Origin of the sequence: Flavobacterium sp. LS1P28 (genome assembly GCF_003970335.1) — a bacterium.
In the GTDB taxonomy this organism is placed as follows: Bacteria; Bacteroidota; Bacteroidia; order Flavobacteriales; family Flavobacteriaceae; genus Flavobacterium.
In genome coordinates, this window is the sequence record NZ_RYDI01000003.1 from 110476 (window position 1) to 133094 (window position 22619).

Here is a 22619-nt window from a genome sequence, read left to right on the forward strand (position 1 = left end):
CTAATTATTAAAATAAACAAGTATGGCAACAGTACGATTAGGCGATATTGCTCCTGATTTTGAAGCAGAAACGTCACAAGGAAAAATAGAATTTCATCAATGGCTGGGAGATTCCTGGGGTATTTTGTTCTCACATCCCGCTGATTTTACACCGGTTTGTACCACTGAGTTAGGAACAGCAGCACTGTATTATCCTGAATTTAAAAAACGAAATGTCAAGGTAATCGCATTGAGTGTAGATAGCGTCGATTCACACATGGAATGGATTAAAGACATCAATGAAACTCAAAATACTACTGTAGATTTCCCTATAATAGCCGATGAAGACAAGCATATCGCGGAACTATATGACATGATTCATCCCAATGCAAGTGAGAGTTTCACCGTTCGTTCCGTTTTTATAATAGGACCAGACAAAAAAATAAAATTGACATTGACCTATCCGGCATCAACCGGTAGAAATTTTGATGAATTATTGCGTGTCATCGATAGTCTGCAATTGACAGCTAATTACAGCGTGGCCACACCGGCCAACTGGAAAGATGGAGACAGTGTTGTAATTTCGCCTGCGGTTAAAGATGAAGATATCCCGACTAAATTTCCAAAAGGCTACGAAAGGGTCAAACCGTATTTGCGAATGACTCCGCAGCCCAATAAATAATATTTTTTAGAAAACCGTATAAACATGAAAGCAGAATGAAAATAAATTCATTCTGCTTTTCTATTTTGTCAAAAATTAAAAATTACTTCTTATTGGTAATTAATAAACCAGAAACAATGATGCCCATACTAATAATTTGTATCAATCCAATTGCTTGATTTAGGAAAAAGTAAGCAAGAATACCGCTGAATATTGGGATTAAATAATAGATTAGAGCTGTTTTCGATGTGCCTATCAATCGTATGGCTTCGTTCCACAAATAGAAAGAAACCAGCGAAGCAAAAAGGCCAACATAGGTGGTAATCAGTATCGTTTTAGTGTCAAAAACAACTTTTTTGTAAAACAAATGTTCACAAAGATAAAAAGGAAAAAGGAGCAGTGTGCCTATTACAAAAACACTAAACAAAAATACTTTTGGTGTTAATTCAGGTGGTTTTTTACGCACTAAAATAGTGTAATACGCAAAAAAGAAGCAAGCCACAAGCATCAATAAATCCCCAATGGTAAAGTTGATTTTTAGCAAGGCCTGAAGCGAACCTTTGGTGATTAGCACTAGAACCCCTGTGATTATAGTTACAATTCCTATGATTTTCAGATTAGAAACGGTCTCTTTAAAAATAATTCTGGAGATTGCAACAATAAATAACGGAATCGAAATGGCGATTAGCGATAAATTCACAGCACTTGTTGTTTTTCCTGCAATGTAAATTAACGTGTTGAAAATAGTGATTCCCAATACCGCCGTAAACACAAGATACCGGAGGTGTTTTTTAACAATTGTGAAATTTTTGATAGTGCTTTTTAAAGCAAATGGAGCCAAAACGAGACATGCAATTGTCCAGCGCCAAAAGGCCAGTCCTATAGGAGGAATGTGGTCTTTTATGCCACTGGCGATGACCATATTTACGGACCATAACAAGGTAGCAAATAAGGCAAATAGAACTCCTTTAGTGGGATTACTCATTAAACCAAATTATGAATTTTAGCATACTGTAGTAACATAATAGTCTTGGCATCCTGCATTTGACCAGATTCAATCATGGCATACGCTTCTTCAAAAGACATTTCAATCACATCTATATTTTCTTCCTCATGTGCTACTCCGCCACCGTCACTTACTTTCATAGATTCATCGTACTCGCCAACAAATAAATACAATATTTCAGTTACAGCTCCTGGCGACATATATGTTTCCATGACTTTTTTGACTGTAGAAATACGATATCCTGTTTCTTCTTCGGTTTCTCTAATGATGCATTGCTCCGGATTGTCTTGATCCAAAAGGCCGGCACAAACCTCAATCATCATGCCGGTTTCATTCCCGTTAAGATAGGTTGGCAAGCGAAACTGACGTGTAAGAATAACGGTTTTTTGTAAAGTGTTATAAAGCAAAATGGCGGCTCCGTTTCCTCTATCATAGACTTCTCTTTTTTGGGTAATCCAGGAGTCGTCTTTTTTTTGATAGTCAAAAGTGACTTTGTTTAAAAGGTACCAATTGTCTGAGAGCAATTCGGTTTTTTGTATTTTAATGGTTGGGTTTTTCATTCGTAGGAATTGATTTTTACACTAAAAAAAACGTCCCGATTTATCGGGACGTTTCATAATCTTATTTCAGAATCGTTTGCTTTCTGTCTGGACCTACAGAAACAATTTTGATAGGCACTTCTACTTCTTTTTCGATGAATTCAATGTATTCTTTTAATTCGATTGGTAACTCATCATATGTGGTCATACCAGTCAAATCTTGTTTCCATCCTTTGAAATCCTGATACACTGGAGTTACATTTTCCGGTTCAATGTTGTATGGGAAATGTGAAATATTTTCTCCTTTATAATTGTATTCCGTACATACTTTCAACGTTTCAAATCCTGAAAGGACATCCCCTTTCATCATCATCAGTTGGGTTACACCATTCACCTGAACCGCATATTTCAGTGCTACTAAGTCTAACCAGCCACAACGTCTTTGTCTTCCGGTTACTGATCCAAATTCATTTCCAACACGGGCCATAGTTGCACCATCTTCGTCAAAAAGTTCAGTAGGGAACGGGCCACTTCCAACGCGTGTTACATAGGCTTTGAAGATTCCGTATACTTCCTTGATTTTATTTGGAGCAATCCCTAAACCAGTACAAGCGCCTGCGGCAGTTGTATTAGAGGAAGTCACAAATGGATAGGTTCCAAAATCAACATCTAATAACGAACCTTGGGCTCCTTCACATAATATTGATTTACCTGCTTTTTGCGCTTGGTGTAAATATTCTTCGCTATCAATAAAGTCTAATTTTTTTAGCTCTTCGATAGCTTCAAAAAATTCTTTTTCTAATTCTTCTAAATTGTATTGTATCGCAACATCATAGAATTTTATCATGGCTTCGTGCTTGTCAGCCAAAGCTCTGTAACGATCTGTAAAATCTTCTAATTCAATATCACCCACACGGATTCCGTTTCTTCCGGTTTTGTCCATATAAGTAGGGCCAATTCCTTTTAAAGTAGAACCAATTTTTGCTTTTCCTTTAGATGCTTCTGATGCGGCATCTAACAAGCGGTGCGTTGGCAAAATTAAATGCGCTTTTCTTGAAATGATTAATTTGTTTTTGATGTCTAAATTAAATTTTTCAAGGCCTTCAATTTCTTTTTGAAAAACTACAGGATCAATTACAACTCCGTTTCCAATGATGTTTACAGCAGTTTTATGAAAAATACCGGAAGGAATAGTTCTAAGAACATGTTTTATTCCATCAAATTCTAAAGTGTGTCCTGCATTTGGACCTCCTTGAAAACGTGCAATAATGTCATATTTCGAAGTAAGAACATCCACAATTTTTCCTTTTCCTTCATCTCCCCATTGCAACCCTAGTAATAAATCTACCGTCATTCTATATGTTATTTGTAGTTAATTTTTATATTTAGGAACGATCTTGTTCGTCCAGAGTATTCTTTTCCTTTTTTACACCGTAAAGGTATAAGGAGTGATTTGTAATTTCTATATCGAAAATTTCCTCAATTGTTTTTTTGATGCTTTGGATTCTAGGGTCACAAAACTCGATTACTTCACCGGTATCAGTCATGATAATGTGATCGTGCTGTTTGTCAAAATATGATTTTTCGTAATGTGCCTGATTCTGTCCAAATTGGTGTTTGCGCACTAAAGCACAGTCCAATAATAATTCGATCGTATTGTAAAGGGTTGCCCTACTAACCCGATAGTTTTTATTTTTCATTTTGATGTAGAGATTCTCTACGTCAAAATGTTCTTCACTATCGTAAATTTCCTGAAGAATAGCATAACGTTCAGGCGTTTTGCGATGTCCTTTTTTTTCAAGATACATTGTGAAAACATTTTTTACAATTTCTTGATTCTTGTTGTTATCTGTGGAAATGAGTGTCATATGCTGGCAAAGATAAATTTTTTAGTTTAAAGATTAAAATTTCCGGTTTGTTTAGTTTCAAGTTTGTTCCGTTTCAGGTATGAAAAGCTACATTATGTAAAAAACCAGCAACTTTTCTAGGTTTTATAAACTCGGGTTACCTTATCTATTCCATCAATCTTTTTGATATTATTGATTAATTTTTTTAAGATTGTATTGTTCTGAACAATTACGGCCACCTGCCCATGAAAGATACCTGCCTCTGTGCTCAAAGAAATACTCTGGATGTTCACATGCATATTATTCGATATCACTTTTGTCAGCTGGTTGGTAAGTCCTAAAACATCCATTCCGGTTATGTTTATGATGGCTTTGAATTCTTCTTGGGAAGAGTCAATCCATTTGGCCGTCATGATCCGGTAGGCATAGTTGGATTGCATTCCAATCGCGTTTGGGCAATCTTTTTTATGCACTTTTATCCCTTCGTTTATCGTGACAAACCCAAACACGTCATCCCCGGGAATTGGGTTGCAACACGGGGATAATTTATAATCCAGTTTGTCATGTTCTTTGCCAAATACGAGCATGTCATAATTGCTGCTTATTATTGGTTTATGAATGTCCTCATCAGCTGTGCTAGCGGTTCGTTTTATTTTATTCTTGAAAAAATTAATAAAAGTATTGCTTTTTTGGGCGGCATAATCTTTGAGTTGTTGGTTTTCTATAGCGCCAATCCCGACTCTGTAAAATAAATCTAAGCTTGTTTTTAACTTAAAAAAATTGACTAGCTCATTTACAACAGATTCATTTAAAGTTATTTTTAAATGCTTTAGTTTACGCGTCAGCAGTTCTTTTCCTTCTTCTCCAATTTTCTTGGTGTTCTCGTTTAAAACATTTTTTATCTTAGTTTTGGCTCTTGAAGTGGTCACATAATCCAGCCAGTTGATCGTTGGTTTTTGATGTTGTGACGTGATTACTTCAATTTGATCACCACTTTTTAATTCAAAATTCAACGGGACTAATTTTCCGTTTACACGTGTTCCCCTGGTGCGAATGCCTATTTCGGAGTGAATGCTGAAAGCAAAATCAAGCGATGTAGCACCTTTGGGCAAGGATTTTATTTCTCCCTTTGGGGTAAAAACAAAAATTTCTTTTGAATATAAATTCATCTTGAAATCCTCCACAAAATTTACTGCATTTGTCTCAGAATTCTCTAAGGCTTCTTTTAGTAAATTGAGCCAGACATCCAAACCACTTTCTTCGGTAGCGCCATTTTTATATTTGTAGTGCGCAGCATATCCTTTTTCGGCAATTTCATCCATGCGTTCGCTGCGTACCTGAACTTCAATCCAGCGCCCTTTGGGTCCCATTACGGTAATATGCAAGGCTTCGTAGCCAGTAGATTTTGGAGACGAAATCCAATCGCGCAACCTACTCGGGCTGGGCCTGTAGTGGTCCGTTACAATGGAGTATATTTTCCAGGCGATGAATTTTTCGTCATGGGGAGTTGATTTGTAAACAATTCGGAGTGCAAATTTATCATACACTTCGTCAAAACTTACATTTTGAGCCTGCATCTTTCTCCGGATGGAGTAGATTGATTTTGGACGGCCTTTTATGATATAATCAATTCCTTCAGTATCTAAGGATGTTTTTAAAATATTTGAAATAGCCTCAATATACGCATCCTGCTCCTCTTTAGTTTCTTTTATTTTACTTACGATTTCATTGTATACTGCTGGTTCCGTATATTTTAATCCTAAATCTTCCAGTTTTGTCTTGATATTGTACAAACCCAATCGATGGGCCAGTGGCGCATAAATGTACAAGGTTTCAGATGCAATTTTAGTCTGCTTGTCCTCTTGCATCGAATCCATGGTTTGCATGTTGTGCAGGCGATCAGCAAGTTTAATCAGGATTACGCGCACATCATCATTTAGTGTCAAAATCATCTTGCGAAAATTTTCGGCTTGCATTGAAACGTTCAGGTCTCTTTGCACCATAGATATTTTTGTTAATCCTTCAACAATTTGGGCTACTTTAGGATTAAATAAGCGCTCGATGTCCTGAATTGTAGTGGGTGTATCCTCGACCACATCGTGCAATAATGCAGCTGCAATAGAGGTTGCTCCCAAACCTATTTCTGAAGCAACAATTTTTGCTACAGCGATAGGATGAAAAATATAGGCTTCACCGGACTTTCTGCGTTGCTCTTTATGGGCTTCTACAGATACATCAAAGGCTTTCCGGATGAGTTTTTTGTCCTCATCACTCAAGGTTTGGTAGCTTATTCGAAGTAACTCTTTGTACTCCTGAGCAATAGCTTTATTTTCTTTTTCTAAATCTATTTCTATCATAACGGCATGGTTCATTTCTTAAAAATAGCAATAAGTTAGCAGATATGCAATTTTATTTAAGCACGATATTACAGGATTTTTTTAAACGCTAAATTTTGAAAGTCATAACTGAAATCAGTCCGTCCGGAAATGGGTTTTATTGTGATTCAGACTGCTTTTCAATTGCGTCACATTCTAAAAATAAATACACATCAGCATGAAAATAGGTATTATTCCATTTTACCACACAATTACTGTCTTTGCAGAAAAAATAGCACCATAAAGTTGTGGGAACGTTTGGAAGCAAAATAAAATTTCTCTTTTACCTGAAAGTTGCACTTCTCTAAACCAATTGTCTTTAGGTGTGCCAATGAAAATTTTGAAATCTCCTATCAAAAAAGCATTCATCTTCAGTCTAAAATCCCCGTTGTCTTTTGGCTTCAAAGATCAAGATGGCTGCTGCAACGGAAACATTCATAGAATCGATTTCGCCCTGCATTGGAATAATAATATTTCGCGTGGCTTCTTCTCGCCATGCTGCTGTCAAGCCAGTTGCCTCTGTTCCTACTACTAAAGCCGTTGGTGTGGTGTAATCTTGGGTATGATAGGAAGTGGAGTTTTGTAGCGTTGCACAATAAAAATTGATTTTTCGTTCCTTCAAAAAAGCAATAATTTCTGCTGTAGTTCCGGTTGCAATTTGGTTGGTAAACAAACAACCTACGCTGGAACGCACAATATTTGGGTTGTATAAATCGCTTTTTGGGTTGGCAATAATCACGGCATCCAGATTAGCAGCATCCGCAGTGCGCAACAAAGCGCCAATGTTTCCCGGTTTTTCAGGTGCTTCAGCAACTAGAATCAATGGGTTTTCGGATAATTCTAAATCGGATAATCGCAATGATTTGGTTTTGGCTATAGCCAAAATACCCTCGGTGGTATCGCGATAAGCCAGTTTCTGGTAGACTTCTTTGTTGATTTCGATCAATTCTGCATTTTCAGAAAATTGATGCGCTTCAGTTTCGGAACAAAGTTCAGGTAAAAACAATAAAGTTTCTATTTCGTAACCGCCTTTGATGGCAATTGAAATTTCCCGTTTTCCCTCTATCAAAAAAGTACCGGATTGTTTGCGCGCTTTTGCTTTTTCCTGCAATTGCACTAAGGATTTTATGTGCGGATTTTGTATCGAAGTAATTTGTTTCAAGGCTTTCCTCTATTTAATTAAACACGACAAAGATACACAGAGAAAATCCAGTTTTCTAATCTGATCCGAATATTTATTTGGAAGCAATAGCAGCATTAATGCCAGTTGCTTTGGTTATTTTTACGAGTATTTTCTTTATTTTTGTAGAAATTCCATATTTAAAAAATTTCAATCTAAATGTTTTACTTTCTAGACTTTGTCGGTACGATTGCTTTTACCATGTCAGGCGCATTGACCGCTATGAGTAAAAAACTCGATCCTTTTGGGGTGTTCATCATTGCGTTTGTAACGGCTGTTGGCGGCGGAACCTTACGAGATGTTATGATTGGTAGGACGCCCGTGGGCTGGATGCTGGACCTGAATTACGTGTATGTGATTTTTTTGGGGTTTGTTTTGTCGATTATTTTCAGGAAAAAATTTGATCGTTTGCGCACTTCTTTGTTTTTATTTGATACCGTCGGACTGGGCGTTTTTACATTAATTGGTCTTGAAAAAGGAATAAATATTGGTTTGCATCCTGTTATATGCATTGCATTAGGAACGATCACAGCTTGTTTTGGAGGGGTTATTCGGGATATTTTATGCAACGATATTCCGGTGATTTTCAGACGGGAAATTTACGCCACGATTTGTATTCTGGGCGGAATGCTATTTTTTATGCTTCGGGAATTTAATTTGGATAAGGATATTTTATACATAACAACGTCAATTTTTATTATTATAATTCGGTTGATGGCCGTAAAATTCAAATGGTATCTGCCCACTTTAGAACCTAAATAAAAAATGATTACTTTCACAAAGTCTAAAACCAAAGCGTGAAAAATTATACCGTCAAACGATATCAAAAAAGCGATTATGACCATTGGAATTCCTTTATTGGTCAAGCCAAAAATGCAACCTTTTTGTTTCACCGTGATTTTATGGAATACCATGAGGATCGCTTTGAAGATTTTTCAGTACTGATTTATGACAAACAAAAACTGGTAGCAGTTTTGCCAGCTAATAAACTGGAAAACAGCATTTTTTCACATCAGGGTTTGACCTATGGCGGCTTGGTTTATTCAGCTATAATAAAAGCAGAAATAGTAGCGGAACTTGTAGACTGTCTTTTGTCTTTTTTTAAAGACCATAGCATCCAATCCTTTTATTTGAAACAAATCCCTTTTTTTTATCTTTCAAAAGGAAATGCTGAAATGGAGTTTTTCCTGCTTAAAAAAGGCGCTTTTCTGGAGAAGAAAGAAATGAATTTGGCCATTAATTTAGCAATGCCACTGACTGTTTCTAAAAGTAAATTGAAGCATTTGAGAAAAATGGAAGCACTCGACTTGCAACTTGTCGAGGAAGCGGAGCCGGACTCTTTCTGGGAATTGGTTTTAGAACCAAGATTGCGTGAAAAATACAATGCAAAACCAGTTCATACCTTGCAAGAAATCACAAAATTAAAGATATTATTTCCGCAAAACATCAAACAATTTTCAGTGTATTATGACGATGTAATAGTTGCCGGAGTGACGCTGTTTGAAACCGAAACGGTGGTGAAATCACAATACGGAGCTACCACTAAAAAAGGCGAGGAGTTGCGCGCATTGGATTTTGCATTTATTACCTTAATAGAAAAATACAAAAAACAAGGCATGCTTTTTTTTGATATGGGTATTGTAAATGATACTAATGAAAGCGGATTTCATGCCGGACTTTTGAAACAAAAAGAAGAATTAGGCTGCACGGTATATGGCCAAGACTTTTATAAAATGAATCTAGTATGATACCATTTTTAGATTTAAAAAAAACAAACAAGCCCTATGAGACTGCTTTTCAGGAAAAATTAAAAGGGTTTTTAGCGAATGGTTGGTATATTTTAGGGAATGAAGTCAGCGAGTTTGAAACCAATTTTGCGGCTTATTGCGGAACAAAATACTGTATTGGGACGGGAAATGGTTTTGATGCTTTAGTGCTCATTTTTAAAGCCTATATCGTGTTAGGAAAACTGCAAAAAGGGGACGAAGTCATTGTGCCAGCAAACACGTACATTGCCAGTATTCTCGCTATTTTGCAAGCAGATTTAATTCCGGTTCTGAGCGAGCCAAAATTAGAAACCTATAACTTGGATCCCGATTTAATTACAGCAAAAATTACTTCTAAAACGGGAGCGATTCTAGTGGTTCATCTCTACGGACAGCTGGCAGAAATGGAGAAAATAAATGAAATTGCTGTAGCAAACAATTTATTAGTAGTAGAAGATGCGGCTCAGGCTCACGGGGCTTCCTTTGAAGATGAAAGTGCGAAGACCATAAACCAAAAGCCAAAAACCCAAGCCTATAGTTTTTATCCTGGGAAAAATCTAGGGGCATTGGGTGATGCCGGTGCCGTTACGACTAATGATTCTGAATTAGCCAGGGTTATTCAGTCGCTTCGAAATTACGGGTCGGAAACCAAGTATTATAATGACTATGTAGGGATAAACTCCAGATTAGACGAATTGCAAGCTGCTTTTTTAAATGTGAAATTACCGTTTTTAAATGCTGAGAACGACCGCCGAAGAACAATTGCCAATCGCTATTTATCAGAAATAAAAAACGATAAAATAATACTTCCATTTTGGGATTTGTCAAACAATCATGTCTTTCATTTATTTGTCATTCGAACTCAGGATAGAACGGATTTACAAGAATATTTACGTCAAAACGGAATTCAAACGGTTATCCATTATCCAGTTTCGCCCCACCGTCAAAAAGCTTTCTCTTCTGAGACTGCGGGATGGAATATGTTGTCCTTTCCAATTACTGAAAAAATTCATGAAGAAGTTTTGAGTTTGCCCATAAGTCCTGCCTTGACACCGGAGGAGGTTCGTCATATTATTGCAATTTTAAATACATATTAAAAAGTGTCCGATAGTAAAACGTCATATCATCGCATTGTAAAAACGACTTCGCTTTTTGGAGGTGTTCAGTTTTTTATGATTATTATTGGGGTTATCCGGACTAAGTGTATTGCTGTTTTTATTGGGCCTGAGGGAATGGGGATTATTTCTTTGTTGAACTCGGCGATGAATCTTGTGGGCGGTGTTACTGGTTTAGGGATTGAAACCAGTGGTGTAAAACACCTTTCCAGTAGCTACAAAAACGACAATTTAAGTACGATTGCATCTGTAGCAGCACTTATAAAAAAGCTCGCAGTACTAACCGGGATTTTAGGATGCGTTCTTGTGATCCTGTTTTCTAGTTGGCTGAGCCAAATTACTTTTGGGAATTCGAATCATACTTTTACCTTTGTTTTTATTTCGATCACCTTGTTGTTCCGGCAATTAATGATTGGCCAGCTGGTTGTTTTGCAGGGTTTAAGAAAAATGCGGTTTTTAGCCAAAGCTAATTTTTATGGAAATGGATTGGGGTTGTTAGTTTCAATTCCGTTGTATTATTATTACCGGATTGATGCCATTGTCCCCACCATCATAGTTGCCTCTTTAGCCTCACTATTGGTTTCTTTTTATTATTCGAAAAAAATACCATTTGAAAAAAATGTGTTTTCCAAAGAACAAGGAAATACCGAAGGAAAAAGTATTATTAGACTTGGTATTTTATTGACATTAAGTGGTTTGCTGACCTTGTTATCAACGTATTTGATTCAAATTTTTGTTGGAAAATGGGGTGGTTTAGAACAAGTTGGGTTTTATAATGCCGGTTTTACCTTGTTGAATTCCTATGTGGGAGTAATTTTTACGGTCATGAGTACCGATTATTTTCCAAGATTAGCGTTCATTAGTGCGGATAATGAAAAAGTAAGAACCAGTGTTGTTCAGCAATCGTTTGTTTCAATATTGATTATTACACCGGTAATCATTTTGTTTTTAACGTGCATTCCGTTGATTGTGAAAATTATATTTACACCGGAATTCAACGCCATTATTCCAATGGTTTGTTTTGGAATAATAGCAATGTTGTTTCGGGCCGTTTCGTGGTCAATGGGCTATATTTTGATTGCCAAAGGCGATTCGAAAATGTTTATGCGAACTGCTGTTGGATTTAATAGCATTTCGCTTATTTTGAATATTTTTGGGTATTATTATTATGGTTTGGAAGGTCTTGGATTTAGTTTTTTGCTCTATTATTTCATTCATTTTTTGGGTTTAAAAATAATCACCAAAAAAAGATATGGGTTTTATTTTGAAAGCGATTTTTATAACACTTATTTAATTTGCATCTTGCTGTGTGTGGCAACTTTTTTGTTCCGATACCTTCCAAATCCAATTTTAAAGTATGGCTTAATGTCACTAATGGTAGTAGTGTCGATTGTTTTTGTTTTATTTGAAATGAACAAAAAGACCGCATTAAAAGAATTGTTCAATGCTATAATTAAGAAAAAGAATGATTGAAATACTTAAGAATGTTTACAGAAAAGTAAGATTTTTTTATCATCGGTTACAACTGTATTATTCCGTAAACTGGACCAAAACACTGTACTTTAATTTTAAAAAATTCCCGTATCCTATTGCTAAGCAGCTCCCTGTATTTTTTTATGGAAAAGTAAAATTTACTTCAATAACGGGTGCAATCAAAATTGAGGGAGTTGTCAAAAAGGGAATGATTGGTTTTGGACAACCTTATGAAATAAATACGCTTCACAAAGGAATTGCCGAAATCACTATTTTGGGAACGCTCATTTTTAAAGGTCACATACAATTAGGTAAAGATTATTTTATTTATGTTGGTGACGGTGGATTGTGCGAATTGGGACACATGGCTTCATTGGCCTCAAATGCAAAATTGATTTGTATGGAGCATGTTGTATTAGGGGATTACGCCCGTTTTGGTTCGGAATCACAAATTATGGACACTAATTTCCATCAGATGATGGATACTACAACGGGTGAAAAGTTTAAAATGACAGCGCCAATTAGAATAGGAAATTACAACTATGCAGCCAGCAGGGTTACGGTACTGCAAAATACGACTACCCCTGATTTTTGTACGATAGGCTCCAGTAGTGTGTGTACTGCGGATTATACGTCATTTGGTTCAAATATTTTGATTGGTGGTATTCCGGCAAAATTTATAAAAAACGCCATTTCCAGAGATTGGGAAGGAGAGAAAGCCTTGCTGGACGAGTATTTGATAGTGTAGTTTATGAAGCTAACAAATGAAATCGCAACTTAATTTCCATAATAATATAGCGCAGTAACAACGTATTATGAGCAGTTTTATAGGTGAGAATCATCTCAAAATGAATGCGTTTTAAAATTGCTTTATCCTCTTTTTTTGTTCTATTGAGCCCAATTGCTTTTTTAAGGATCAAATATGTACTCTGATTAATTTTTCTGGCTCTGGCATCTTTTTTCTTAAAAAAATGAGTGCCTAGGGAGTGGTGTACAATTCTTTTTTGAACCAGAATAGCATCAATAAAGTCAAATTCGTACGTTCGAGAAGCCCGAATCCAAAAATCCAAATCCTCGTACGCCAGCGTTTCATCATAGCCGTTCAAAGCATCGAAGAGTGATTTTTTGACCATTGATGAAACGGAGCAAATACAGTCACCACCAGAAAGAACTGATTCATAAATATCTCCCGTTGTTCTTTCCTTGACTACCTTTTGAAAGCTATCAACAGGGAAATAATAAGATTCGTGTTTGCCTTTTTCAGTGATTAATTCGACGTTTCCATATACAATTCCAAGATTTTTAAAAGTTGTGTTGTTGAAAGCATTTATTTGTGAAGTGATGCAATTGGGCAATAATACATCATCAGCAGCCAAGTCAATAATATAATCCCCTTTTGCTGTTTTTAAGGCATTATTGAAAGACTTAGTATTCCCTAAATTAGTGTCATTGGCTATAAATGGAATTTGTGGATAATCCAGAAGCCATTTCTCAATTACGGATTTAGAATTATCAGTACTGCAATCGTCCACGATAATCAACTCAATAGTATCGTAATGTTGGTTTAATACGGACATTAAGCTCTCTATTACATAATCTTTATGATTGTAACACAAACAAATAACGGTGACTAGTGGATTATCTTGCATGTTTTTTTAAAAGCGTTATATTTGAGACGAAAATAACAAATTGAGAATGATAATACCCAATAAAAAATATAAAATCGCATTAATAGGGTACCGATTAAGTGATGGAGGTGCTGAAAAAGTGATGGCTGTTTTATCCTTTTTTTTTGAAAAACAGGGCATAGAAGTTCATACTATTATTGTCCTGGATGCCGTTTCCTATTCCTATGCCGGAAAATTAGTCAATTTGGGTAAAATGAAAAACAAAACCAACGGTTTTTCAAATAAATTCAGTCGGTTTTTATTTTTGAAGAACTATTTGAAAGAGCATGAATTTGATTTTATTATTGATTTCCGATTTAGGATAAAACCCATTCAAGAATTATTAATTTCAAAATGGCTTTATAAAACCAATACTATTTTCACCGTGCACAGTTATTTGATTAATCATTATATGCCCAATTGGTCGGTGCTTACCCGATACATGTATGGAAATTGTTATAAAGTGGTTAGTGTTTCTAATCAATCGAAAGAGTTAATAGCGCGAAAGCACCAGCTGAAAAACGCAATTACCATTTACAACCCTATAGATATTGAGGAAATTGTCAGGAAGAGTGAAGAACCTGTTTCACTTAACTTCAAGTATATTATTGGGATAGGTCAAATGGAAACTAATATCAAGCAATTTGATAAATTAATTGAAGCGTATGCCCATTCGACTTTATCCCAAAAAGGGATACATTTGGTTTTATTAGGGGAAGGCAAAAGAAAAAATATTCTTTTAAAGTTAGTAAAAGAAAAAAAGCTGGGGGATAAAGTTCATTTTTTAGGGTTTAAACAGAATCCGTTTAAGTACCTGAAAAATGCTAAATTTTTTGTTTTGAGTAGCTTGAATGAAGGATTGTCAAATGTTCTACTAGAATCATTAGCCTGTAATACGCCGGTAATATCCTTTGACTGCTTAGCCGGTCCAAGTGAAATAATTGTAAATAAAGAAAATGGTTTATTAGTTGAAAATCAAAATGGTAGTAAAATGACGGAAGCGATGAATTTATTCATTGAAGACGAAGTATTGTATCAGCATTGTAAACAAAATGCATTGGCAAGCGTACAATCCTTCTCAATTGAAAATATAGGCATGCAATGGTTAGATGTAATGAAAATTAGCAGAAAATGACAACAGTAGAAAACGTACAAGTATTAAAAATTCCTGTAATAGACGATGTTCGTGGAAACTTAGCCTACATTCAAAGTGGTGTAATTCCATTTGAATTCAAACGAATTTACTATCTCTTTGATGTGCCTAGTACTGCTTTTAGAGGTGGTCATTCCCATATTCAGCAACAAGAAATTTTAATTGCATTGAGCGGTAGTTTTGAGGTGGTTGTTCATGACGGTATCGAGAAAAAAAGCTACCTATTAAATAAACCAAACGTAGGTTTACTCATTACAACAGGAATTTGGAGAGAACTGCAAAACTTTTCTTCGGGATCAGTTTGCTTGGTTTTAGCCTCAGATATGTTTAAAGAAGAAGATTATATCAGAGATTATGACGAATTTTTGAAATCAAAAAAATGAAGTTGCTATTTGTAGTTCCTAACATTAATAACGCCGGAGGTGTGGCAAGAGTTATTGCTGTCAAAGCCAATTATCTGGTTGAACAATTAGGCTATGAAGTTGTTATTCTGACTCAAAACGGAGGTCATTCTCCTTTGTTTTATTCTTTTAATAAGAAGATCACTTTTCACGATATGATTTTAAAAGGAAAAAATCTTTCTTTTTTGAAAGCGTATTGTAAGAAACTAAACAGTTGTATTAAGACTGTAAACCCGGATATTATACTTGTTTGTGATAATGGTCTAAAGGCATATTTAATTCCTTTTATTATAAAATATAAAATTCCTCTGGTGCTAGAAATGCATAGTTCCAGGTTTATTGAAGAAAGTGAAATTGTGACAAACAGTTTTACTAAATTGTTCTCGAATCTTGTTTTACAACTGAAAAAAAACGGAATAAAAAAATACAATCGATTTGTTGTTGAAACAAACGAGAGTATTTCAGAATGGAACATAAAAAACACACTGGTTATTGCGAATCCTTTATGGTTTGTAACGGAAAAATCTGGTGAATTAACAAACAAAAAAGTAATTGCGGTAGGGCGACATACGTACGAAAAAGGTTTTGACAGCATGTTGCACATCTGGAAAAAAGTGGTTTTAAAACATCCAGATTGGATATTGGAAATTTATGGAAAATCTAATGAAAATATCGATTTAAAACAACTTACCCAAAAATTGGATGTTTCAAATAATATAGTTTTTTATGAACCTGTTCAGAATATTAACGAAAAATATTTAGATGCTTCATTTTATCTGATGACGTCTCGATATGAAGGTTTTGGAATGGTGTTAATTGAGGCAATGGCTTCCGGATTACCCTGTATTGCTTACGATTGTCCTTGCGGACCAAGAGCAATAATCACGCATAAAGAAGATGGATTTTTGATTGAAAACGGGAACGAATCGGATTATATAGCGGCTATAGAAATTTTAATCGAAAACGAGGTGTTACGAAGTGAAATGGCAAAAAAGGCAAAATTATCGAGTAAAAAATATCACATCGATGCCATTATGCAAACTTGGCATCAATTGTTTATTGGACTCAAAAATGAAGTTTAGGTTCTACTCTTAAAGTCAATGGAGCATAAATAACCTGCTCTGAACAAATTAAAAACCAGTATATTAGGATTGTCTCCGGTCAGGTTTTTAAATAATAATTTTTTAAAAACGGCATTTATTTTTGAAATAATAAAAGTTGATTTGGTTGTTTTTAAAAAATGATACAGTTGTAATAATCGTACAAATTCAATGTCAATTTTTTTCTTCTGATACAATAAATTTAAATTTTCTAAAGACTCTTTGGTCTTGTTCAAATACACTAGATTAGTGTCTAAATCGCCATGTTCAACAGGGTTTTCTATATGGCTTACTTTGGATTTTAATTTGCTTAGTTGAAACGAGAGTTGGGTGTCATCGTGACCGTATTTTTTTATGGTTTTGTCAAATTGTACCGTGTCAAAACAGACTTTTTTAATTATGGTATTATTAAAAAGTAGTGAGTGGTAGGGTTTTGTCTTTCTGTTTGCAGCAGATTTATCTTCAATGAATCTTCCGTACTTCCAGCGTAGTTTTTGATTATCAGAAGGACATTTTTCTGGATGCAAGCGTCCTCCATAAACCACATCAAAATCAAATAAATTTGATAAATATCTTTTGATATAATCAGAATTCACAATAGTAGAATCCCCGTCTATAAAAAGTAAATACTCGAATTTTGCTTTTTCGGCAAGTGAATTCCTGTTTTCTCTGTGGGCAATGTTTTCTTTTAATGAAACAAAACTGCAGTGAGAAAGCAAATTTATTTTTTCATTAAAAATATTTAGGGAAGAATCAGAAGCATCATCTTGGCATAAAATCTCAAAATCAATATTGCATTCCAAACATTGTTTGCGCAGCTCCAATGCTAAAGGATACACATTATAATTGTATATTGGAATAAGAATAGAAAGCATTACACGGCTCTCTGTTGCACTACTTCAAAAATTCGTTCGTCTTCACATTTTAATGTTTTCGAAGGGAATTTCATTAGCAACGCATAATCATGAGTGGCCATAATGACTGTTTTTCCATTGGCATTGATGCTTTTTAAAACTTCCAAGACTTCAGCACTGGTTTGTGGATCCAGATTCCCGGTAGGTTCATCGGCAAGTATAAGTTCAGGATCGTTGAGTAAAGCTCTGGCAATGGCAACACGTTGTTGCTCACCACCTGAAATTTGGTGTGGCATTTTGTTGCCAAACTCTTTCATTGCTACTTTGTCCAGCACTTCATCAATTTTTCGCTGCATTTCATCAGCATCAGTCCAGCCTGTAGCTTTCAGGACAAATAACATATTGTCTTTAATGGTTCTGTCCGGCAGTAATTTGAAATCCTGAAAAACGATTCCAATTTTTCTTCTCAAAAACGGAATGTCATCTTCTTTTAAGGTGGCTAAATCAAAGTCAACAATACTTCCTTCTCCTTCTTTTAAAGCCAAATCACCATACAAGGTCTTCATTAAGCTGCTTTTTCCGGAACCTGTTTTTCCTATAATATACAGGAATTCACCATGTTTTACCTCCAAATTTACATGAGCTAAAATAGTTTTTTGTTCTTGGAAAATAGTAACGTTTTTTAAAGACAGGACAGATTGTGACATAATACAGTTTGTTTATGGGGTAAAAGTAACAAGATAACGGTTCTATTCAAAATAAATTCTATTCTATTCAACGGATTTTCAAAAAACAGGTATAAACAAGGGAAAGTCCGAATTTTATTTAAAGCCAATTTATCCGCACTTTATTGCTGCTTGAAGTTCCCATTTTAGCATAAAAAAAGAGTAGAAAATGAAGGTTTTCTACTCTTTTAATGAAATATAATTTGTTAAGGACCTTTTCAGTAGCCTCACCCAAACAGGATAGTTTTGTTGCTTTAAGGAACAAATGAAATCAAGACGGAAGTTCTTATTTTTTAAAGCGCAATCCTCTATCGGGATAATCCGTTATGATGCCATCAACTCCCCAACCTAGAACCGTTTTCATCCGACTTGCTTCATTAATAGTCCAAGGAATAACTTTCATTCCTTTGGCCTGTAATTCCGCTACAATTTCGGCAGTCAATAGCGTATGTTCTGGACTGTAGCTGTCTGGGATAAATCCCAAAGCATCTAAATTTGTTTTGACACTATCTTTGTACACCAGAGCCGCTAGTTTGTAATCAGGGTAGGCTTGATGGATATAGCGCAGTACTCTAAAATCAAAACTCTGGATAGTTAGTCTTTCCATAGGGATACGCCCTTGGATTGTTTTAATAAATAAATCTGCAAAAACCTGAGGTGTTGGATGGTATTTATTGTCCCCCTCTGGAGTACTTTTTATTTCAATATTATAGAAGATCTTTTGGTCAGATAAAAGTTCAGACTGCGCAATTACATCCAGCAGCAATGGTTTTGAAATCCTACTATTAGTCTGCTCCGGAAATTGTGGATGTTCGATGGTGCCACAATCGTAGTGCTGTACTTGTGAATAAGTAGTTTGATAGATATTTAAGTTTAATTCGTCCTCCTTGTTAATAGTGTTTCCCAAACTATCCAAACAAATTATGTGATTGAAAAATGGATCATGTGATACCAGTATTTGGTTGTCTTTTGTAACAACAACGTCTAGCTCTAAGGTGTTTACTCCCAATTTGATTGCGTTTTCAAAGGCAACTAACGAATTTTCGGGGTAGAGTCCTCTTGCTCCACGATGCCCCTGTAAATCAAAATTAAAGTGAGTTTGAATTTCACCAGGAAGTAATTGGACTGTTTGTTTTTCTTGTTTAGCCTTGCAACCTAGCAGGCACAATACTAAAACTACTGTGATTAAAATTTTATTCATATTTTTATTGTAAGATTGTTTGGTTTAAAAAGCGTACCGTAGCCCGATAAACACCTTGCCAATCCTTAGAGCGCAAATCACATGCAATAACATGATCACCACTTTCTGGAAAGGCTATTTTTGTTTTTTTATTTTCAGGGGTTCCTAAAGAGTTATACATTGTATGCATGGCAGAAACGGAAACGACTTGGTCCTGTTCTTTTTCGTTTTTATAATAATAGCCCAAGAAAACCGGACACTTGACATTTGTAAATGTAGTTTCAGTCATGTTTTGCTTAAGCATAGTGATTAAGGAAACATAGCCATTGATGTGGTAATTGGTAGACCAGTACTTAGCTTGTTCCTCTGGGCGGTTTTGTGTTTGCATATCGCCACCGATGGTTGCTTTGAATTTCTCTCTACCACCAGGCAGAATAATACCCGCCATAGCAGGATTAAATAAATCGACAAAAGGCGAATAGAGGATCAATCCCGAGATGCTAGGATCTTCGGATGCCAATTTCAAGCTTAAAGTTCCCCCTGTGGAGGTGCTGACCAAAATTACTTTTTCTCCCAGTTTTTTCCCAATTTCTAATGCTAGTTTTGCAGAGGCAATATAGTTTTCAGGCGTAAGAAATTCAAAGGTATTTTTACGATAAATACCATGTTCCTCTAAACGCGAGAGGTAGATGTTGGCTTTGTATTGTGTAGAAAGCATTTTTAAAACCGGTTCTCCTTCACGGTGACTAGCGCCAAAACCATGCAAATAAACAAAAGCAACAGCTGTTTTTTTGTTTTCATACCCATCAGCCCATATTATTTTAGCCGCATTGTTTGGCTTGATTCCAATTACTTTGGCCTCTGTAGTAGCGAGATAGGAATCTAAGCTGGATATTTCTACTGTGCTTATTCCTACTTGGCTAAAAATAGAAGTACAAAAAAAGAGTGCTGCAAGTAGTGTGTTTATTGTTTTTTTCATTTTTGTTAAAATTTAACAGCCATTTGTACACCATAGAACTGAGGTGCACCAGCTATAAAAGTTGGTATTCCAAAAGCACCACCGGTATTTCCGGCATCAATAATATACTTTTTGTCAAAAAGATTAGTCATGAATAATCCTATTTCGTATTTTTTTCTAATGGTTAATCCTGTTCTGATATTCAAAAGACCATACCCTGCTTGTGAAATATTAGGTAAATTTGTTTCTTCAAAAAACACTTTCGATTTGTATGTATAGCTTGGTCTAAGGTAAAGGTCTAAGATAGTGTTTACAGATGGATTGTAATTAAAACCAACAGAAAAGGAATGTTTTGGAGTCAATCGAAAAGTATTTCCCGCCAATTGTTGTTGGTTTCCGTCTGAATCCGTTTCATCAAAGGCAGCATCGATGTACGCATAATTGACAAAGAAAGAACTGTTTTTTGTAAACTGATATTGCAAGGCCGTTTCAAAACCAAAAGTTGAGGCAGAACCGCTGTCATTTGGCTGAATCACTAAACCATTCTGTTCGTCTAATCGTGCGATAGTCGTTTGAAAATTGCTGTAATCGTATATAAAAGCATTGATGTCAAATTGCAATCGGTTGTTTAGGAAGAGAGATTTGGCGCCAAATTCATAAGACCATACCGTTTCATCCGATAATACATTAACAGTTTTCGCGGTAACATTAATTACGTTAGGTCTTCGGCCTCTGGCAACATTCCCAAAAAGAGTAATGTGGTCCGTTATATCATAATTTATAGCAAATCGTCCAACAGCAGAGGTGAAGGTTTCGCTGGCAGTACGTTTTCCATTTGTAGGAGCAAATAAGTTGTTAGGAAAAACTCCTAAAAAATTACCCAATACACCAGGCTGATCTGCATTTTGAACCTCTAAACCGGCATTACTATTTTCTAAAGTAGCTCTTACACCCAAAGTAAAAGTCAATTTATCAGTTAAATCATAAGAGGCATCTGCGAAGATATCTCCAGAATAATTCTCTCCAAAATTGGTTGATTTTTCTTTGTTGAAAGCTAAAAGCGGAGCTCCTGCCAATGGACCAAAAGCAGGGTCGTTTGGGATATTTGGGTATAAGGTAGGAACGCCATTAACGATTAGTGTGTTTCTAGCTGCCAATAAGGCAAAATAACTTTGTTCATTTACTTCAAAAGGAACCGCTTGAGATCCTTTTTCATAAAAAACATTTGCTCCAACGAAACCGGATAATTTATTTTTATCATTAAAATTAAATCTCATTTCTTGGCTGAATTGTTTTCCTTCAGCAATTTCTCTAAAGTAAAGCACTGGAGCTGCCGTACCATCGGCATCAAAAGCTTCATCTGATTTAAATTCTCTGTAAGCTGTGGTGGCGGTCATATCCCAATTAGGATTGATTTCAGATTTCAATATCGCTGTAAGACCATAAACTTTTCTGTCGATTCCCAATTCGGTTCCTCTTTCTAAGTCCGCAAAGGTATTTGGGTTGGTTGTTCCACCTAAAGGGGCATAAGTTCCGCTTTTGAAACCCGTTCCCGGAGGAGTGTCCTGTTGCCAGTTTGCAATTAAATCTAAACTGGTTTTATCACTCATTAAATATTTTAAGGAAGTTCTAAAAGCTAGCGTTTCTTTACCATTCAAGTTGCCTCCAGATCTGTTTTCTATAAAACCATCCCTTTTACTCAGGATTCCGGCTACTCTTACAAATAGTTTGTCCTTAATAAGGGGAGTGTTTGCAAACCCATTCACTGAGAATTGGTTATAATTACCCGTTCCTATTTTTAGTTCTCCTGAATTTTCGTTTTTAGCTTTGTTTTGAATAATATGCATGGCACCAATTTGTGCACCTCTGCCAAAAAGAGTTCCCTGAGGGCCTTTTAGAACTTCAACGCGTTCAATGTCAAATAACTCTACTACAGATCCTCTGGATTTACTGATGGAAACGCCATCTTGAAAAATTGAAACGCGTGGTTCTACTCGAGAATCCCCACTATCACTGGTAATTCCTCTAATAACGATACCAGGATTATTTACACTTTGAATCTGGATTTGTAATCCAGGAACATAATCTGAAAAAGCATCATATTCTGAAATCCCTAAATTTTCAATAAATTTCCCCCCATAAGAGGTAATGGCGATGGGAACATCTTTATTTAATTGTTCTCTTTTTTGGGCGGTAACAATAATACCATCTAATTGAAAGGAACTTTCTTTTAAAATAAAATTTTGTGTTGTTTCGGATTGGTTTAAGGAGATTGAAATTTTTTGGCTTTCGTAACCAAGATAGGCCACTTGAATTGTGTAAGTGCCGAATTTTATATTTTGCAATTGGTAACTTCCAGCAATATCAGTTATCGTGTTCTTAGATATGGTATTAATATTGATTGATGCACCAATAAGAGGTTTGCCTGATTCGTCTGTAATAATTCCATTTAAAGTGCTGTTTTCTTGTGCTTTAATAGTAAAAAACCATAGTGTACTCAATAAAATAAAATAGTAATTAACTTTCATTTTTTTTATATGTTTATGTTTAAATTTATTAAAGTAAAGATATTTTTAAGGTGTTAAGTCAAAACTCGTTGTCCGTTACTATTGTGTTAACGGATCCGGTGATCAGGTTATT

Annotated in this window: 21 protein-coding genes; 9 read left to right on the plus strand and 12 right to left on the minus strand. The window is 35.5% G+C overall.

Going from position 1 to position 22619, the window contains the following annotated elements:
* Positions 1-22 precede the first annotated feature (22 nt).
* Positions 23-661, plus strand: coding sequence for a peroxiredoxin (locus EKL97_RS04375; RefSeq protein ID WP_126561842.1), 639 nt, complete (start codon positions 23-25; stop codon positions 659-661).
* Between the two features lie 82 nt (positions 662-743).
* On the opposite strand, the gene EKL97_RS04380 is transcribed toward EKL97_RS04375, so the two are convergent.
* The 6 genes from EKL97_RS04380 to EKL97_RS04405 form a co-directional block, all read right to left on the minus strand.
* Positions 744-1625, minus strand: coding sequence for a DMT family transporter (locus EKL97_RS04380; RefSeq protein ID WP_126568243.1), 882 nt, complete (start codon positions 1623-1625; stop codon positions 744-746).
* Entirely contained in the window at positions 1625-2206 is a 582-nt protein-coding gene (nudK, locus tag EKL97_RS04385; RefSeq protein ID WP_126515818.1) for a GDP-mannose pyrophosphatase NudK, read from the minus strand. The genes EKL97_RS04380 and nudK overlap by 1 nt, the downstream gene beginning before the upstream one ends.
* 61 nt (positions 2207-2267) lie before the next feature.
* Positions 2268-3539, minus strand: a complete 1272-nt coding sequence (locus EKL97_RS04390; protein WP_126461129.1) for an adenylosuccinate synthase — start codon at positions 3537-3539, stop codon at positions 2268-2270.
* A 31-nt stretch (positions 3540-3570) separates the two neighbouring features.
* The gene (locus EKL97_RS04395) at positions 3571-4053 is read right to left on the minus strand and encodes a Fur family transcriptional regulator (protein WP_126461125.1); all 483 of its coding nucleotides are present in this window, start codon (positions 4051-4053) and stop codon (positions 3571-3573) included.
* Positions 4054-4169: 116 nt separating this feature from the next.
* A complete protein-coding gene (locus tag EKL97_RS04400) occupies positions 4170-6389 on the minus strand; it encodes a RelA/SpoT family protein (protein ID WP_126556323.1) in 2220 nt (739 codons plus the stop codon).
* Positions 6390-6783: 394 nt separating this feature from the next.
* Complete coding sequence (locus EKL97_RS04405) at positions 6784-7569, minus strand: TrmH family RNA methyltransferase (RefSeq protein WP_126556320.1); 786 nt, start codon at positions 7567-7569, stop codon at positions 6784-6786.
* Between the two features lie 177 nt (positions 7570-7746).
* Here EKL97_RS04405 and EKL97_RS04410 point away from each other — a divergent pair, with 177 nt between their 5' ends.
* The 5 genes from EKL97_RS04410 to EKL97_RS04430 are packed head-to-tail and all read left to right on the plus strand — an operon-like array spanning position 7747 to position 12689.
* Positions 7747-8349 carry a trimeric intracellular cation channel family protein gene (locus tag EKL97_RS04410; protein WP_126556317.1) on the plus strand — a complete coding sequence of 201 codons (603 nt, stop codon included), beginning with the start codon at positions 7747-7749 and terminating at the stop codon, positions 8347-8349.
* Positions 8350-8384: 35 nt separating this feature from the next.
* Positions 8385-9335 (plus strand): GNAT family N-acetyltransferase, encoded by a 951-nt coding sequence (locus tag EKL97_RS04415; RefSeq protein WP_126568245.1) that lies wholly within the window; start codon positions 8385-8387, stop codon positions 9333-9335.
* Complete coding sequence (locus EKL97_RS04420; protein WP_126568247.1) at positions 9332-10450, plus strand: DegT/DnrJ/EryC1/StrS family aminotransferase; 1119 nt, start codon at positions 9332-9334, stop codon at positions 10448-10450. Before EKL97_RS04415 ends, EKL97_RS04420 begins: the two co-directional genes overlap by 4 nt.
* A 3-nt stretch (positions 10451-10453) precedes the next feature.
* Entirely contained in the window at positions 10454-11941 is a 1488-nt protein-coding gene (locus EKL97_RS04425) for an oligosaccharide flippase family protein (RefSeq protein ID WP_126568248.1), read from the plus strand.
* The gene (locus EKL97_RS04430; RefSeq protein ID WP_231507370.1) at positions 11934-12689 is read left to right on the plus strand and encodes an acyltransferase; all 756 of its coding nucleotides are present in this window, start codon (positions 11934-11936) and stop codon (positions 12687-12689) included. Before EKL97_RS04425 ends, EKL97_RS04430 begins: the two co-directional genes overlap by 8 nt.
* A gap of 1 nt (position 12690) precedes the next feature.
* On the opposite strand, the gene EKL97_RS04435 is transcribed toward EKL97_RS04430, so the two are convergent.
* Entirely contained in the window at positions 12691-13590 is a 900-nt protein-coding gene (locus EKL97_RS04435; protein ID WP_126461102.1) for a glycosyltransferase family 2 protein, read from the minus strand.
* 46 nt (positions 13591-13636) lie between these two features.
* On the opposite strand from EKL97_RS04435, the gene EKL97_RS04440 reads away from it, so the two are divergent.
* The 3 genes from EKL97_RS04440 to EKL97_RS04450 are packed head-to-tail and all read left to right on the plus strand — an operon-like array spanning position 13637 to position 16244.
* Positions 13637-14743 (plus strand): glycosyltransferase, encoded by a 1107-nt coding sequence (locus EKL97_RS04440; protein ID WP_126568250.1) that lies wholly within the window; start codon positions 13637-13639, stop codon positions 14741-14743.
* Entirely contained in the window at positions 14740-15144 is a 405-nt protein-coding gene (locus EKL97_RS04445; RefSeq protein ID WP_126461096.1) for a sugar 3,4-ketoisomerase, read from the plus strand. The genes EKL97_RS04440 and EKL97_RS04445 overlap by 4 nt, the downstream gene beginning before the upstream one ends.
* On the plus strand, positions 15141-16244 hold the full coding sequence (locus tag EKL97_RS04450) for a glycosyltransferase family 4 protein (protein ID WP_126568252.1): 1104 nt from the start codon (positions 15141-15143) through the stop codon (positions 16242-16244). The genes EKL97_RS04445 and EKL97_RS04450 overlap by 4 nt, the downstream gene beginning before the upstream one ends.
* Here EKL97_RS04450 and EKL97_RS04455 read toward each other — a convergent pair.
* From EKL97_RS04455 to EKL97_RS04475, 5 genes are all read right to left on the minus strand, one after another.
* Positions 16241-17137, minus strand: coding sequence for a glycosyltransferase family 2 protein (locus tag EKL97_RS04455; RefSeq protein ID WP_126568253.1), 897 nt, complete (start codon positions 17135-17137; stop codon positions 16241-16243). The genes EKL97_RS04450 and EKL97_RS04455 overlap by 4 nt on opposite strands.
* Positions 17137-17823: a cell division ATP-binding protein FtsE gene (locus EKL97_RS04460; RefSeq protein ID WP_126461087.1), complete on the minus strand. Its 687-nt coding sequence runs from the start codon at positions 17821-17823 to the stop codon at positions 17137-17139. The genes EKL97_RS04455 and EKL97_RS04460 overlap by 1 nt, the downstream gene beginning before the upstream one ends.
* A 304-nt stretch (positions 17824-18127) precedes the next feature.
* Positions 18128-19042: a glycerophosphodiester phosphodiesterase gene (locus tag EKL97_RS04465; protein ID WP_126568255.1), complete on the minus strand. Its 915-nt coding sequence runs from the start codon at positions 19040-19042 to the stop codon at positions 18128-18130.
* 4 nt (positions 19043-19046) lie between these two features.
* Positions 19047-20000: an alpha/beta hydrolase gene (locus tag EKL97_RS04470; RefSeq protein WP_126568257.1), complete on the minus strand. Its 954-nt coding sequence runs from the start codon at positions 19998-20000 to the stop codon at positions 19047-19049.
* Positions 20001-20005: 5 nt separating this feature from the next.
* Positions 20006-22507 carry a TonB-dependent receptor gene (locus EKL97_RS04475; protein ID WP_126568258.1) on the minus strand — a complete coding sequence of 834 codons (2502 nt, stop codon included), beginning with the start codon at positions 22505-22507 and terminating at the stop codon, positions 20006-20008.
* Between the last annotated feature and the right edge of the window lie 112 nt (positions 22508-22619).

Bases quoted from the DNA above. Each gene is read 5' to 3' on its own strand.
- EKL97_RS04440 (WP_126568250.1), top strand. From the start codon at position 13,637: ATGATAATACCCAATAAAAAATATAAAATCGCATTAATAGGGTACCGA.
- EKL97_RS04445 (WP_126461096.1), top strand. From the start codon at position 14,740: ATGACAACAGTAGAAAACGTACAAGTATTAAAAATTCCTGTAATAGAC.
- EKL97_RS04430 (WP_231507370.1), top strand. From the start codon at position 11,934: ATGATTGAAATACTTAAGAATGTTTACAGAAAAGTAAGATTTTTTTAT.
- EKL97_RS04465 (WP_126568255.1), bottom strand. From the start codon at position 19,042: ATGAATAAAATTTTAATCACAGTAGTTTTAGTATTGTGCCTGCTAGGT.
- EKL97_RS04410 (WP_126556317.1), top strand. From the start codon at position 7,747: ATGTTTTACTTTCTAGACTTTGTCGGTACGATTGCTTTTACCATGTCA.
- EKL97_RS04400 (WP_126556323.1), bottom strand. From the start codon at position 6,389: ATGATAGAAATAGATTTAGAAAAAGAAAATAAAGCTATTGCTCAGGAG.
- EKL97_RS04460 (WP_126461087.1), bottom strand. From the start codon at position 17,823: ATGTCACAATCTGTCCTGTCTTTAAAAAACGTTACTATTTTCCAAGAA.
- nudK (WP_126515818.1), bottom strand. From the start codon at position 2,206: ATGAAAAACCCAACCATTAAAATACAAAAAACCGAATTGCTCTCAGAC.
- EKL97_RS04420 (WP_126568247.1), top strand. From the start codon at position 9,332: ATGATACCATTTTTAGATTTAAAAAAAACAAACAAGCCCTATGAGACT.
- EKL97_RS04380 (WP_126568243.1), bottom strand. From the start codon at position 1,625: ATGAGTAATCCCACTAAAGGAGTTCTATTTGCCTTATTTGCTACCTTG.
- EKL97_RS04455 (WP_126568253.1), bottom strand. From the start codon at position 17,137: ATGCTTTCTATTCTTATTCCAATATACAATTATAATGTGTATCCTTTA.
- EKL97_RS04395 (WP_126461125.1), bottom strand. From the start codon at position 4,053: ATGACACTCATTTCCACAGATAACAACAAGAATCAAGAAATTGTAAAA.
- EKL97_RS04450 (WP_126568252.1), top strand. From the start codon at position 15,141: ATGAAGTTGCTATTTGTAGTTCCTAACATTAATAACGCCGGAGGTGTG.
- EKL97_RS04375 (WP_126561842.1), top strand. From the start codon at position 23: ATGGCAACAGTACGATTAGGCGATATTGCTCCTGATTTTGAAGCAGAA.
- EKL97_RS04470 (WP_126568257.1), bottom strand. From the start codon at position 20,000: ATGAAAAAAACAATAAACACACTACTTGCAGCACTCTTTTTTTGTACT.
- EKL97_RS04435 (WP_126461102.1), bottom strand. From the start codon at position 13,590: ATGCAAGATAATCCACTAGTCACCGTTATTTGTTTGTGTTACAATCAT.
- EKL97_RS04475 (WP_126568258.1), bottom strand. From the start codon at position 22,507: ATGAAAGTTAATTACTATTTTATTTTATTGAGTACACTATGGTTTTTT.
- EKL97_RS04390 (WP_126461129.1), bottom strand. From the start codon at position 3,539: ATGACGGTAGATTTATTACTAGGGTTGCAATGGGGAGATGAAGGAAAA.